At 35.0% G+C, this 14,551-nt stretch carries 11 protein-coding genes; 4 read left to right on the top strand and 7 right to left on the bottom strand.

What is annotated here, in order from left to right; translation table 11 throughout:
* Window positions 1-6: 6 nt before the first annotated feature.
* The 7 genes from Q1A60_RS16235 to Q1A60_RS16205 form a co-directional block, all read right to left on the bottom strand.
* Window positions 7-930 carry a hypothetical protein gene (locus tag Q1A60_RS16235; protein ID WP_299767177.1) on the bottom strand — a complete coding sequence of 308 codons (924 nt, stop codon included), beginning with the start codon at window positions 928-930 and terminating at the stop codon, window positions 7-9.
* Window positions 931-1,065: 135 nt separating this feature from the next.
* Window positions 1,066-2,058 (bottom strand): hypothetical protein, encoded by a 993-nt coding sequence (locus tag Q1A60_RS16230; protein WP_299767178.1) that lies wholly within the window; start codon window positions 2,056-2,058, stop codon window positions 1,066-1,068.
* A gap of 255 nt (window positions 2,059-2,313) precedes the next feature.
* A complete protein-coding gene (locus Q1A60_RS16225) occupies window positions 2,314-3,270 on the bottom strand; it encodes a hypothetical protein (RefSeq protein WP_299767179.1) in 957 nt (318 codons plus the stop codon).
* Between the two features lie 110 nt (window positions 3,271-3,380).
* Entirely contained in the window at window positions 3,381-3,773 is a 393-nt protein-coding gene (locus tag Q1A60_RS16220) for a hotdog domain-containing protein (RefSeq protein WP_299767180.1), read from the bottom strand.
* Window positions 3,774-3,915: 142 nt separating this feature from the next.
* A complete protein-coding gene (locus Q1A60_RS16215) occupies window positions 3,916-5,262 on the bottom strand; it encodes a gluconate:H+ symporter (protein WP_299767181.1) in 1,347 nt (448 codons plus the stop codon).
* Window positions 5,263-5,352: 90 nt separating this feature from the next.
* Window positions 5,353-7,239 (bottom strand): NADP-dependent phosphogluconate dehydrogenase, encoded by a 1,887-nt coding sequence (gene gndA / locus Q1A60_RS16210; RefSeq protein ID WP_299767182.1) that lies wholly within the window; start codon window positions 7,237-7,239, stop codon window positions 5,353-5,355.
* Window positions 7,239-8,141 carry a DUF72 domain-containing protein gene (locus Q1A60_RS16205; RefSeq protein ID WP_299767183.1) on the bottom strand — a complete coding sequence of 301 codons (903 nt, stop codon included), beginning with the start codon at window positions 8,139-8,141 and terminating at the stop codon, window positions 7,239-7,241. The genes gndA and Q1A60_RS16205 overlap by 1 nt, the downstream gene beginning before the upstream one ends.
* Window positions 8,142-8,442: 301 nt before the next feature.
* On the opposite strand from Q1A60_RS16205, the gene Q1A60_RS16200 reads away from it, so the two are divergent.
* From Q1A60_RS16200 to Q1A60_RS16185, 4 genes are all read left to right on the top strand, one after another.
* The gene (locus Q1A60_RS16200) at window positions 8,443-9,201 is read left to right on the top strand and encodes an outer membrane lipoprotein-sorting protein (RefSeq protein ID WP_299767184.1); all 759 of its coding nucleotides are present in this window, start codon (window positions 8,443-8,445) and stop codon (window positions 9,199-9,201) included.
* Window positions 9,202-9,296: 95 nt separating this feature from the next.
* Window positions 9,297-12,365: a hypothetical protein gene (locus Q1A60_RS16195; RefSeq protein ID WP_299767185.1), complete on the top strand. Its 3,069-nt coding sequence runs from the start codon at window positions 9,297-9,299 to the stop codon at window positions 12,363-12,365.
* A 228-nt stretch (window positions 12,366-12,593) separates the two neighbouring features.
* Window positions 12,594-13,880: an OmpA family protein gene (locus Q1A60_RS16190; RefSeq protein ID WP_299767186.1), complete on the top strand. Its 1,287-nt coding sequence runs from the start codon at window positions 12,594-12,596 to the stop codon at window positions 13,878-13,880.
* 141 nt (window positions 13,881-14,021) lie between these two features.
* Window positions 14,022-14,441 carry a glyoxalase gene (locus Q1A60_RS16185; RefSeq protein WP_299767187.1) on the top strand — a complete coding sequence of 140 codons (420 nt, stop codon included), beginning with the start codon at window positions 14,022-14,024 and terminating at the stop codon, window positions 14,439-14,441.
* Window positions 14,442-14,551 lie beyond the last annotated feature (110 nt).

Genomic DNA, 14,551 nt, shown 5'->3' with positions numbered 1-14,551 from the left:
AGCGTACTATTGCTTAGAAAACCGATACCGTATTGTAATAGGATCTGATGATAGATCTCCTCCTACCCAGCCATCATAGCCTCTAACAAAATCGGCTTCAAAAACAGTATCATCTTGAAGGCTTAAAACTCCAAAATTATTTTCTTGAGGACCCCAAAATACTCTATTAAAAGGAGGATCACATAGTAATCTAGGTTCTTCTTGATAAATATCAGGTATTACAAAACCATCGGTAATTGTAAAATCTAAAACCGAAGAACGTCTTTGGTTAGGAAAGTCTCCATTAATAATTGTAGTAATCCCTGAAGTAGAAAATTCTTCATTTTCAGATGATGAAGAAATAACTTCATAACTGTATACTCCCGTAAATAACGTATTTTCAATAGGGCTGATGACATTAATTTGATAATAAAAAGGTGAATTTTCACAATACTTAGAAAATATAGTAGGACTTCTATTTTCATAGCCTATAATTCGTCCATCTTTTAAATACATATCTGGACGAATGTAAAATTGATCACCCGGAGCAATATCTCCTACACTAAGTCCTAGTGCATCTAGTGCTTGCTGAAAACTATAATTCAGTAAGATACGTGGTCTACCAAACTCTCCTGTATAAAACTCTGATCTAGGTATATCCTGCAAAATAACCTCTCCTCTATTATCTGTTCCATTTGAAGTATTACTCTTAAAGCTTATATACACTCTTATAAAATCAAAGAAATCACCTTTTTCTTGATCATGGGCTCTTACTTCTACAGAAAATCTACTTTCTAAGTCATTCATTATAAAATTAGTATTGCCTATTTCTGTGTTTATAAGTAAAGCGCCATTAGGTGCATTTAAAAGAATGTCTATAGGTTTTTCATCAGAACTACAACCTACTACTGTTAACACAATAATCATTAATTTGATAACTATATTTTTCATGTTTGAATTACGTAAAGGATTATAATTATTTATCTTAATTATTATAAAAGGTTGCGTTTTCACATAGAACCATATGCATCTAAGCTCAAATAAAAAATCAACTCATTTAGTTTCATAGCATAAAAAATATACGCTTTACTGCTTTGAAAAACGATATCTAGAAGGTGCCGTTTGATACCCACATTCACCATCAAATCCTAAATATCCCTCTACAAACCATAATTCAAAAACCGTGTCATCCATTGGATCAGCAACACCAGGTATAGTGTCTGGGCCTAATAAGGTAGGTGCCGCATTACGAATACACCAACCTTCAGGAGAGGACAATTGATTTTTCCCCATAACTATTAGATTATCTACCACAGTAAATTCCCAACGTCTTGGTTGTTCTAAGCCTACATGATGTAAATTATGATATGCTCTAAATTCTCTTGTATTTGAAGAGTGTCCTTTTACGACTTCAATGATAGTTCCATTTGGAAAAGGCTGTCTAAGTTCATCTACAAAAGTTTGTCCGTTAGGGCCATCCAATATAGATTCCATAAGGTACATCCCTGTAAAAAGATCTTCTGGTATAGGTTCTACAATATTTATCGTGTAACAAAATGGGGAGCTAAAAAAAGTATCAAATGCAATGATAATAGAACTCGCATTAAAGGCATTAAAAATACGACCGTCTGTAAGATTTAAATTTAAACTTACTAAAAATTGATCTTTCACTGAAACATCGCTTACTGTGAGTCCTGTAGTCACTAAAAGTTCTTCAAAAGTATATATTAGTGATGTAGTAGGAAGATTGTTTGATCCTGTAATCCATTCTGAAGCAGGAATGGTTTCTAATAAGGTAGGAGCAACAGAATTATTCCCGTTAGAAGGTGTATTATCCTTTAATTGGACAAATACCTCAACATCTTCTAGTAATCCCCCTTCTTCTATATCCATCTCTTCCACGTCAATATGAAAGGTGCTTTGAAGATCATTGATATTAAAATCAACATTATTAATAGCAGATGTGCGGACTACAGCGCCTCTCTCTACTTCTGCTACAACCATTTCAATGGCTTTATCTCCATCGGTACAAGAAAACAGTCCTCCTAGAAGGAAGAGTAGTACGTATTTATTTTTCATTCGGGTTGGTTATTTATTTAAAAATATAACTATAAACTAGATCTGGCGTATATACCGATAATAATTAACTTATAATCAATCTTATATTTTCAAGTGTTTGTATTATAATAATTTCCTCACTTTTAGTTTTTATATACCAATAACAAACAATCATTTCGTCTTAAACTAGAATATATTGTACTTAGAAGTTCTATTTTATCTCACTGCATAAGAGAACTAAAATGCATATAACACAAGTAAAGAGAGATCATTTTATTATTGTTTAGATAGTCTAATTCTAGATGGAGCAGTTCCGAAGCCACAATTACCATCAAAGCCTAAGTATCCTTCTACGAACCATAATTCAAAAACCGTATCATCATTAGGATCTATCGTAGCATTTACGGTATCTGGTCCTAATAGTATTGCTGGGTCAATACCACAAAACCCTATTTTGCTAGACAATAAATCTTTGCTAAAAACTGCTTCATCACAAACGATAGTAAATCTAAAAATACGAGGGAACTCTTGTTCAATAGACAGCCTATGACGTAAACGCATTTCACGTACATTTGTAGAATGTCCTTTATACACTTCTACCAATTGTGGCTCATCACCAAAAGTAGCGCCTAATGGTCCATCCAAAATGCTTTCTAATTGATAGATTCCTGTAAATAAATCTTCTTCTATAGGCTCAATGATATTAATGGTATAACAAAATGGAGAACTCCAAAAATCATCTGCAGCAAGAATTTTAGAACTTGACTGCCCTGTGGTAAACGAACGACCGTCTGTCAATTTTTGATTAATTCTAACCTCAAATTGATCTTTACAAGACATCTCATCCATCGTTAAATTAAAAGCATTCAAAGCTTCTTCAAAAGAAACTGTGAGCGGACTTACCGGTTTTCCAAATTGCCCTATCGTAAAAACATCACGTTCTAATGTTTTAACTAATACTTCGTTGGAGGGTATTTCTCCTGTTTTTTTATACGTAAGATATACTTCGATAGCTTCTAATAAACCACCATTTTGTTCATCGTGTACTTCTAGCTCTACCCTAAAAACATCGTCAGGGTTTGTAATAGAAAAATCTGCGTTTACAGTTGCTGTTGTACGTACATAAGCTCCTATTTCTCTTTCATCAGCATTGGTAAATGCTACTTTATCGTCATTAGAACATGATAGTATAAAAAAACAAAGGAGTATAGATAATCGTAATAGTGTAGACATAACTTGGTGTAGTTGGTTTAGTAATGCCTAAAGTAAAGATGTATATAAATTAGTAAGTCACGACCGATAATAATTACCTAATTACCTCCTATCATAAAAGGAAGTAACTATTAAGAATTTTCAAGCCGATCTTTTACATACTCAACTTCTTTTTTACCGTGAGGTTTTGCCTTTCCATCATCGCCAAGTCCTACCATGACAATACGCTCTATGGTAATAATAACCTCACGTGTCATCTTATTACGTACTTCACATGTAAGCGTTAAAGAAGCTGTTCCGAACTTGACAACCTCAAGACCAATTTCTATGATATCTCCTTTTTTTGCGCTTGCGCGAAAATCTATCTCACTCATATACTTTGTTACGGTACGCGGGTTTTCAAGCTGAATAATCGCATACAAAGCAGCTTCTTCATCAATCCATTCTAGTAATCTACCTCCAAAAAGAGTCCCATTTGGATTTAAATCTTCAGGTTTTATCCATTTACGTGTGTGAAAGTTCATTTGTATATATTTCCGAGAAGTTGGAAATCTCATCCAACATCTATAATTGATTAATTACAAATTTAGTTTACTTCACAACAATAATAGCAAGCATACGATATCAAATTCTTATATTCGTATATACGCTTTCGCGAAAGCGGACCTAAACCACATACCAAAGAATAACAGAAACGACTAAACCTATAATAGCGATTAATGAAGTCATCACCGTCCACGATTTAAAGGTTTCTTTTTCTGTCAATCCTAAATATTGTTTTACCAACCAAAAACCACTATCATTCACATGCGAGAATATTGTAGCTCCAGAGGCAATTGCAATCACGAGAACTGCTAATTGAGGCGGACTCGTTTCGGTAAGGCCAAGTAGAGGAGCCGTAATTCCCGCAGCTGTAATCATCGCCACCGTAGCCGATCCTTGTAATACACGTACAACAGCCGCTACAATAAATCCAAAAACAACCGGTGGAAAAAAATCTGTATTTAATCCTTCGGCAATCATCTTACCTGCTCCTGTATCTATAAGGATTTGTTTAAATGCGCCACCAGCTCCAGTAAGTAATATAATCACGCCTGCTGGGTATAATGATTTTGTAGAAATATCTAATAACTGTTGTTTTGAAAATCCTTTATTAATCCCTAAAACATACCAAGCTACAAGATTTGCGATAATAAGCGCTACAAAGGGATGCCCAAGTAAACCTGCTGCATACCTAAGCCATCCAGGTAATGTATCTTGATCAAATAACGGACTTCCTAATACTGTATTACATACAATTAAAAAGATAGGAATCGCAATAATCAATAAGATCGTTACTGCAGAAGGCGCATTTTCTGGAACTTCTGTGATCGTTACCATATCTTCTGGCGTTTCAATATGCATTGTTTTAGATAATCGTTTTGCAAGCATAGGACCTGCAATGATTGCCGCTGGTAATCCTGCTAAAAATCCAAAAATAATGACATATCCAAGGTCAGCTCCAAGTATATCTGCTACAGCAATAGGTCCAGGCGTAGGTGGAATAAAGGTATGTGTAATAGCAAGTCCAGCTAATAACGGAATGGCATATAAAAGCAATGATTTTTTAGTTTGTTTTTGTAAGGCATAAATTAAAGGCACTAGAATAATAAAGGCTACATCAAAAAATACAGGAATTGCTACTAAAAACCCAGTAAGCATAACTGCCCAATGTGCACTCTTCACACCAAAGAGTTTAAGCATTGATTCTGCAAGTTGTTGTGCACCTCCAGACCGTTCGAGTATCGCACCAAACAAGGCTCCAAGTCCCACGACTGTAGCAACAAAACCTAAGGTCCCTCCCATTCCGTTCTTTACACTATCCAGAATAGTTTTAGGATCCATGCCCGCAATCACACCTACCACAATACACGTAATCAATAACGCAATAAATGCTTGAAATTTCAATCGAAGAATTAAGAATAATAAGACGCTAATACCTATAAATACTGCTGCTAGTAATTGTATGTCCATAATGCGTGGTGGGTCTTTGAGTAATGAGTCTTTGAATACTACTAAATTATTTACTTTTTAAATGTTTTTGTAGAGAATATATCATCTTTTCTATTCCCAATGGGTATGAAATGATCCTTCTTTATCTTTTCGTTCGTACGTATGTGCTCCGAAAAAGTCTCGTTGCGCTTGTATCATATTTGCAGAAGAGTCTCCTTGAATCATCGCATTGAAATAGGAAAGTGATGCACAAAAAACAGGTATGGCTGCACCAGCTCCTACACTATCTTGTACTACTTTTTTTAATGCTGCTTGTCCTTTTGTCATTTCTGGTATTACACTTTCGTGAAATAATATATTGTCATCAAAACCATGTAACACTGAAATGATTTGTTCCATCAATGTAGAACGTATAATACAACCATTGGTCCAAATACGAGCAATTTCCGAAAGATGCAAATCCCACTCATATTCAGAGGAAGCTTTTCGAAGCGTTTCAAATCCTATCGCATGATTGATAATCCGTGCTGTTTGATATGCTTCTCTAATTGTAGCGATATCTAACTCATGAATCTCTGCTCTATCAATCGCATATAATGATTGCCCTTTAACACGTTGTGCTTTTTCTGAAGATATAATTCTAGCAAGTACCGATTGTGCTATCGTATCAAAAGGGACTCCTATTTGTAAAGCTGCTGTTGTACTCCAACTTCCTGTTCCTTTTTGTTTTGCTTTATCTAAAATCACATCTATCAATGGTTGACCATTTTCTGTTTTGCGAACAATCTTTGCTGAGATCTCCAATAAATAACTATTTTCTGCCCCTTCATTCCATGTGTCAAACGTCTGAGCTATCTGTTCTAATGATAAGCTACAATGATTACGAAGAATATCATATGCCTCAGCGATTAATTGCATTTCTGCATATTCAATCCCATTATGAATCATCTTTACAAAGTGTCCAGAACCTCCAGAACCAACATGCGCACAACATGCATTTCCATGAGCATCTCTCGCAGCTATTGCTTCTAAAAATGGTCCGACGTGTTCATATGCTTCGGCGGTACCTCCAGGCATTATGGAAGGACCTTTTAAAGCACCTTCTTCGCCTCCAGAAACACCTACACCTAAGAAATGAATTCCTTTCTCTTTTAATACTTCTACACGACGTTGTGTATCTACGTAGTGACTATTTCCGCCATCCATGATGATATCACCTTCAGATAGGTACGGTTCTAAAGAAGTAATTACAGTATCTACTGCGGGACCAGCATTGACCATCAGGAATATTTTTCGCGGAAGCGAAAGTGATTTTACAAAAGCTTCTATATCATCAAACCCTTTACTATTGGTTAGTTCTGGATATGAAGTAACAAAATTTACAGCAACATCTTCTTCTACGCCTGATACATGTCTATTAAACAAAGACATAGATATGTGATTATTGGCAAAATTTCGCGAAAGCGATTTCCCCATAACTCCTAATCCTATAAGGCCCAATTGTGATGTGTTTTGTGCAGTAATGGTATTCATAATATATTGTAGTAATCTATCTTTTTGTAAACTAGCATCGCAAATGATTCCAGACGTTGGAGCTTCTAACGTATCAAATTGAGATTGTAATAAATCAGGATTAAAAAAATGATTTTTACGAGCAGCAAGTCGTTGTTGTATACTCTCAAAATTTGCCGAAAGGTAGATGGTCTTTACCTGTAACTGATCTACTTTTAGTCTATCCCGATAACTTTCTTTAAGTGCTGAACAAGCGAGAACAGCTCCTTTGGTTTGCCATTGATCATATTGGTTTACAATACGGTCTAACCAAGGCCACCTGTCTTCATCTTGAAGCGGAATCCCTGAGGCCATTTTATCGATATTTGCTTGAGGATGAAAATCATCTGCATCATAAAACGGAATATTCATTTTTTGTGCAATGGCTTTACCTAACGTAGTTTTCCCTACTCCAGAAACGCCCATTACGATGTATATAGTTGCCATTAAAATAAGGTAGGTGTATTCGTGTTATTTTGAGAAAGTGTTTCTGGAATCTTTATATCTAATGATAATGCACTATTCAGTTTTTTTATAAAATAAGCAGAAAGTAAAGGCGATTCTACCTCAACATTTTGATGAATAAAGAAATGTATGTTTTTCAATCCCTGAGACGTCCATTTTTGTAAGCGTACTATCCAATCATCTAATCGCGTATAATCACTTTCATGATTGGCTCCTACAAAACGGATAAAAGCTTCATTATTTGTTAAACGCATATGCATGATATCACGTCTTCCTGCTGTATCTACAAGCACATTAGCCATATTATTTTCTTCTAATGCATGATATAAACGATCGGACACTTGCGGATCATTAAACCAATCGGTATGCCTAAACTCTAGTGCAATAGGTACATGAGAAGGCCAGTTATTGATAAAGTTGTCAACTCTATCAAAATTTTTAGGTTGAAAGTTATTATGCATTTGTAAGAAGATCGTTCCCAACTTTTCTTTTAAGGCCAGTGTATGATCCAAATATTCAGGGATGTATTGTTCAGAATCAATAAGTCTTTTCAAATGACTTATATTGTTGGTGATTTTAGGAAAAAACTTAAATCCTTCTGGGGTTTTATCATACCATTTTTCATACTGTTCTTTTGGAAAAAGCCTATAAAAAGTAGCATTTAATTCTATACAGTTAAACTGACTTGAGTAATAGCCTAATTCATCTTTTGTACCTCTTGGATAAAAGTTTTTTAAATCTTGTTTATTCCATTTTGCACAACCTACATATACCTGAAGTGGATCTGAACTGGAAGTACTACTTAATACTCTTTCTGTATCTATGTGATCCTGAGGTAATGTAAAATCTATCGTTTCTGGTTGTTCTACTTTTCCAAATTTCATGCTGAGCTGTTGTAAAATGATAAAGATAAAAGAATCGTCTTTACTTACGATATTTAGGATATAAAATCAACTACAACGTTAGCGTAAAAATGAGTATATTTAATAAAAATTCGCGATTCTTTGTACAGATAATAGAATATAGCTTAGAAGCTTAATTCTAGGATGTTAAAAATAATTTTACAAGTAATCAATATACTCCTTAAAAATAGAACGTTAAAAAAACCAAAAAATCTGTAACAAAAAGAACACGCAATAGTCTTATGGCTAAACATCAAACAACAAACACACAAATTATATTTTTATGAAAACGATTAAATTATTAGTTGCAGTAGTACTTATGGCTGTTGCTATACCAGCTACACAGGCTCAAACTGCAGATGAGATTATTGCAAACTATCTTGAAAATACAGGAGGTGAAGATGCTTGGAAAGCTGTTAAGGGAATTAAAATGACCGGTTTTATTAAGGTACAGGGTCTTGAAATACCTATCACTCAAATTCAAATGACAGACGGAAGAAATTATGGTGTAGCTGATTTTCAAGGACAAAAGTTTTATTTTGATGTTTTTGATGGAGAAACATTATGGAGTACAAATCAAACGTCTATGAAAGCTGAAAAAAGTGACACCGAAAGTGCTGAAAACAGAAAATTAGACAGTAATGATTTTCCTGATCAGTTTTTAAACTACAAGAAGAAAGGGTATACTTTAGAGCTTTTAGGAAAAGAAACTATTGAAGGAACGGAAACATTTAAAATTAAGTTAACAAAAGAGCCTATTAAAGTAGATGGACAAGAAGCTCCTAATGTTGTTTTTGTATACTTTGATACTGAAAATTTTGTTCCTATTGTTGAAGAGCGAGAAATTCCTTCTGGACCAGCTAAAGGACAGATTGCTTCAACAAAGTACAGTGACTATACTGAGTACAACGGATTATATTTCGCAACTTCAATTGTATCTGGTCTTAAAGGACAACCGGGCGGTCAAGAAATAGCAATAAAAAATATTGATTTCGATCCAGAAGTAACAGATGATATGTTTGCGTTCCCTACTCAGGAATAAGAGATAAATATATACAAACCTCAGTCGTAAAGATTGAGGTTTTTTATTTCGCTTTAAGCGAAAAGATATACCAATACTAATCAATCAGAATTCTCATGAAAACTAAAAACATTTTTTTAGGGTGCCTCTTTGCATCCTTTGCTTTAGTAGGTACTGCGCAAGAAATTGTCCTTAAAGGAAAAGAACTTTTTGGAGATATTACCGCTAGACAAATCGGACCTGCTTTAATGAGTGGCCGTATTATCGATATGGAAGTGCATCCAACCAATCCACAAATTATATATACAGGTACTGCGGGTGGTGGTGTTTGGAAATCTAATGATGGAGGTGCCTCCTACGCTCCTATTTTTGAAGATCATATCCAATCTATTGGTCAAGTAGCTATAGATCCTAATGATCCAGATAAAACAATTTGGGTCGGTACTGGTGAAATCTGGACACGTAACTCTGTTTCTATAGGAGATGGATTGTACAGATCTAAAGATGGAGGTATTAATTGGGACAAAATGGGATTTGACAAATCAGAGCGTATTTCTGGTATAGAAATTCACCCTAAAAATAGTGATGTAGTTTATGTAGCTGTATTAGGGTCGCTTTGGAGTGAAAGTACAGAGCGTGGTATTTATAAAACTACTGATGGAGGAAAAACATGGAATAATATCTTATATGTAGATGAAAACACAGGTGCTGCCGATTTTATGATGGACCCAAACAATCCAGATATCTTATATGCTGCGATGTGGGAACATAGACGTACGGCTTGGGATTTTAATTCTGGAGGACCAGGGAGTGCATTATATAAGTCGACAGATGGAGGTGCTACATGGAATAAAATACACAAAGGGTTTCCTGAAGGGATGCTAGGGCGTATTGGTATTGCTGTAGCTCCATCAGATTCTAATAGAGTCTATGCCGTAATAGAGTCTGAAAAAGACAAAGGATTATATCGCTCTAATGATGCAGGAGCCTCTTGGGAACTCACCAATAGTGATTTTTCATTAACGGTTCGTCCCTTTTACTTCTCTAGAATTGTAGTTGACCCTAAAGATCCTGATGTCGTAGTAAAAGGAGGATTAAGTGGATCTATTTCTAAAGATGGTGGAAACACCTTTATTCCTTTAGGAAATATGCATTCTGATATTCATGATATCGTTTTTGATATCAATAACTCTGATAGAATGCACGTAGGAACTGATGGTGGTGTATACCGTTCTTGGAATCAAGGCACTACAATGGAAATAGTAGCTAATTTACCTTTATCACAATTTTACCATATTAGTGTAGATGATGCTGAGCCTTATCGAATTTATGGAGGACTACAGGATAATGGTTCTTGGTATGGTCCTTCTTCTTCTCCTGGAGGTGTAGAAGCGCGTGATTGGGTACGTGTAGGTGTAGGTGATGGATTTAGAGTATTAAAACACCCAACGAAAGAGATTCTATATTCAGAAATGCAAGGTGCTGATAATGTGTGGCGTTATGATATGGAGCGCAACTATACAAAGAACGTAAAACCACTTCCTGTTGCTGGGTATGATGATTTACGTTTCAATTGGAATGCTCCTATGGCCGTAAGTGCACATCAACCCGATCGTTTTTATATGGGAAGTCAGTATTTACATGTGAGTGATAATATGGGAGATACCTGGAAAATTATTTCTCCAGATTTAACGACAAACGATCCTGCAAAACAACCTACAAAATCAGGTGGGCTTTCTAATGACACTTCTGGGGCAGAAAAGCATACAACCATCTTTACGATTGCAGAATCACCAATGGATGAAAAAGTACTTTGGGTAGGAACTGATGATGGAAATGTACAAATTACCAGAGATGGTGGTCAAAACTGGACCAATGTTACTGCAAATATCCAAGGGCTTCCTGCCAATACATGGGTATACCATATAGAAGCAAGTGTGCACGGAAAAGGAACTGCTTATGCCGTATTTGATGGACATGCACGAGGCGATATGAAACCTTATGTATATAAAACAAAAAATTATGGAGCAACTTGGACAAGCATAGTAACAGATGACATCCCTTTATTTGCTCGTAATATTCAAGAAGATTATGAAAATGAAGACTTATTATTCTTAGGTGCCGAAGATGGTTTATACATTACCGTTAACGGAGGTAAGAATTGGTCTCATTTCACCAATAACTTCCCACATACAGCAATACATTTTCTAGATCTTCAGAAAAAGACAAATGACTTAGTTGCTGGTACCCATGGACGTGGTGTCATTATCATTGATGATATTAGTACACTACGTGAAGTTACGCAAGATGTACTAGCAAAGAAAGTACACTTTTTTAATACAAAACCAGGAACTATGGTTGAAGAAGGTGGTTTTGGCGGCGGTAGTACTGAATTAGAATTTGTAGGACCAAACCCTGGGACTTCAGTACAATTAAAGTATTATTTAAAGAAAAGACATACGTTTGGAAAAATGACCTTAGAAATCCAAGATATGGAAGGAAATAAGATTACTTCTCTTTCTCCTGGGAAATCAAAAGGAATTAACATTGTACGTTGGAACTATACCTCCAAGGCACCTAAAAGCGCCGCTGGAAAAACCCTTAGTTTTAGTGGTTTCCAAACGTTAAGAGCAAAAGCGGGTATGTATAAAGCTGTCCTTAAAAAAGGAAAAGATACGTATGAGACTACCTTTGAGATTAAAAATGATCCTAAATCTTTCATCACAGCTAAGGAAAGAGACGCACAATATACTACTGCTAAAAAACTTTTTAACTTACAAGAAGACTTAGCATATATGGTATATGAAATAGATGAGACAATCAAAAATGGAGAGAAAGCCATAGCAACAAATCCAAAAGCTAAGAAAGTAGCACAAGCGCTTATCAATGAGCTAAATGCGATAAAAGAAACATTAGTAATTACTACAGGTGATAACTATGTAGATTCTGCCCCACCTCAATTACGAGAAAAACTAGGGCAATTATATAGCGATGTTGCTGCAAACTTTGAAGCACCATCACAAGCACAATTAGAAAATCTCACCTTACTTTCTGATCGTTTTACAAAAGCAAAATCCGATTACGGAAAAATTAAAAGTAAACAACTAGCTAAGTATACTAAGTTTATAGAAAAAGCGGGATTACCTGCTATTGAATTAAAGAGTAAAGAAGACTTTTTAAAGTAATAATTCATTTTTATAGAATACGTAAAAAAGCCTCCAATTGGAGGCTTTTTTAGTTGTTTATTAACGGTTTTTTTACAAAAAATGCATTTTAATTCAAACTCATTGAATATCATCTATTTTAAGTCCTAATTAAATTAAATTTTAGCTAAAAATTTATTGTTAAAAAGCAAGTCGCATCAGAAAAATGATACTATTTTCGCGCCTTAATTTTTTTAAAAACTATATTCAATGAAAAAACAATTACTCTTAACATTCCTACTAGGTATTGTATGTTGTTTTAACTCTTTTTCTCAAGAAGAAGATACAACAACAGAAGCTCTTTTCAACAAGTGGTCTATCGATATAAGTGCTGGACTGAATAAGCCTGTACGTCCAGTAGTAAGTGGTGCATTTTCAAGTACACCATCTCCATTTACTGTAAATCTTGGAGCACGTTATATGTTTAATACAAAAGCGGGTTTAAGAGCAGGATTAGGATATAATAGTTTTACTGAAGGGGATGCCGATGTAGAGTTTGAGAGTACGTTGTATACATTTTCTCTTGAAGGTGTTATTAATCTAGGAAATGTACTGGATTTTAAGGAATGGACACAAGACTTTAGTATTCTTGCTCATGGAGGTATGGGATATGGAAGACTTACTTCAAAAACGCCCGTAGATAGAGCTTTTGGAGATGCCGACCAGGTATTAAGTGCTATCGTAGGAATTTCTCCTCAAGTACGTTTATCGGATAGAATTTCTTTATTTGGAGATGTTACTGCAGTAGGGAACATCAGACAAAACTTAACGTTTGATGGAAGTGTTGTAAATAGAACCCTAAGAGGATTTGATGGTTTCTACATAACAGGAACTATAGGAGTACATATCGCTTTAGGTAAAAGTAAAGTACATGCAGATTGGTATGTAGAGGAAACTATTGATACTGAAAAAATAGACGATCTAGAAGAACGCCTTGCGAAAGTAGAAACCGACTTAATTGATACAGATCAAGATGGAGTTGCAGATTATTTAGATCGTGAGAAGAATACGGTATCTGGCGTAGCAGTAGATACAAAAGGATATGCTGTAGATGTAAATAAAAATGGTATCCCAGACGAGTTAGAAGCTGGATTAGAAGCACAATACGCTAAGAAAAGCGACCTGAAAAACCTTTCTTCTGGTGGAAGCTCTGATATTATTGCAAAACTATTAAATGACGGGTATGTAAATGTATACTTCCAGTTTAACAGTACAAAACCTGAACTTTATAGTTTAGATGCAATTAACTACCTTATTAAATACCTATCTGCAAACCCAAGCAAAAAAGCAGAGCTTATTGGATATGCTGATGAAGTAGGAAATGCAACATATAACCAACAACTTTCAGAAAAAAGAGCCAAAAGAGTATTTGATATTCTTGTAGCATCTGGTATTGATGCAAGCAGATTATCTATTACTGGTGCTGGTGAAGATACTGGAATCACAGATACTGATGCTAGACAACTTGTACGTAGAGTTACCTTCAAACTTAAGTAATCGTATATCTACTTATAGTGTTAATTCTTTCAAAGCCTCTGTTTTACAGGGGCTTTGTTCGTTAATAACTGGTTGATAAACTCTGGGTACGCTTTCGCGAAAGCGTATACTGTATTCGTATTTTTAATAAAACTCAAAATTATGAATGACAGGCCCAATGATATTAAACGCATACGACCAGAAATTCCTTCCGCTAGAGTTCACGACCAAATGAGTAGTGAAGAGCGATTTCAAAATGAAACCATTCGACCTATTCTTAAATTACAAAGCCCCTTATTGATCGAAGTTTTTCGTAACTATATTGCTAAGCATAAAAATGTATTTTATGACTTATCTATAGAAAAAAGAACTGATTATATTGAAAATGCCATTCATAAGGATATGAAATTCCGTAATGGTCTTAAAGGTATTATCATTGGTCAATTTACGGTAGAAGAATATCTTACCTATATCCAGAATTCATCAGCTTTGAATAAGAGAATGATGAATATCACAAAAGAGCGTCTTCTTAGTAATATTCAAGTATTTGAGCGACCTATAGCATTAACCAAAGCGAGTTAATGCAAATTCCCGAAAGTCAAAATAACACCCCTATAGATCCCTCATCTCCTGTTGAGTTGGTGGTTTTTATAGCGCTGCCTATATTATTAATAGTGGTGTATTTTATTGCA

Source organism: uncultured Dokdonia sp., from assembly GCF_947492535.1.
Lineage (GTDB): Bacteria > Bacteroidota > Bacteroidia > Flavobacteriales > Flavobacteriaceae > Dokdonia.
This window is presented reverse-complemented; position numbering and strand designations above follow the sequence as displayed.

Excerpts from the sequence above, each read along its gene's own strand:
- Q1A60_RS16235 (WP_299767177.1), bottom strand. The coding sequence starts at position 930 with ATGAAAAATATAGTTATCAAATTAATGATTATTGTGTTAACAGTAGTA.
- gndA (WP_299767182.1), bottom strand. The coding sequence starts at position 7,239 with ATGGCAACTATATACATCGTAATGGGCGTTTCTGGAGTAGGGAAAACT.
- Q1A60_RS16195 (WP_299767185.1), top strand. The coding sequence starts at position 9,297 with ATGAAAACTAAAAACATTTTTTTAGGGTGCCTCTTTGCATCCTTTGCT.
- Q1A60_RS16185 (WP_299767187.1), top strand. The coding sequence starts at position 14,022 with ATGAATGACAGGCCCAATGATATTAAACGCATACGACCAGAAATTCCT.
- Q1A60_RS16220 (WP_299767180.1), bottom strand. The coding sequence starts at position 3,773 with ATGAACTTTCACACACGTAAATGGATAAAACCTGAAGATTTAAATCCA.
- Q1A60_RS16230 (WP_299767178.1), bottom strand. The coding sequence starts at position 2,058 with ATGAAAAATAAATACGTACTACTCTTCCTTCTAGGAGGACTGTTTTCT.
- Q1A60_RS16205 (WP_299767183.1), bottom strand. The coding sequence starts at position 8,141 with ATGAAATTTGGAAAAGTAGAACAACCAGAAACGATAGATTTTACATTA.
- Q1A60_RS16225 (WP_299767179.1), bottom strand. The coding sequence starts at position 3,270 with ATGTCTACACTATTACGATTATCTATACTCCTTTGTTTTTTTATACTA.
- Q1A60_RS16200 (WP_299767184.1), top strand. The coding sequence starts at position 8,443 with ATGAAAACGATTAAATTATTAGTTGCAGTAGTACTTATGGCTGTTGCT.
- Q1A60_RS16215 (WP_299767181.1), bottom strand. The coding sequence starts at position 5,262 with ATGGACATACAATTACTAGCAGCAGTATTTATAGGTATTAGCGTCTTA.
- Q1A60_RS16190 (WP_299767186.1), top strand. The coding sequence starts at position 12,594 with ATGAAAAAACAATTACTCTTAACATTCCTACTAGGTATTGTATGTTGT.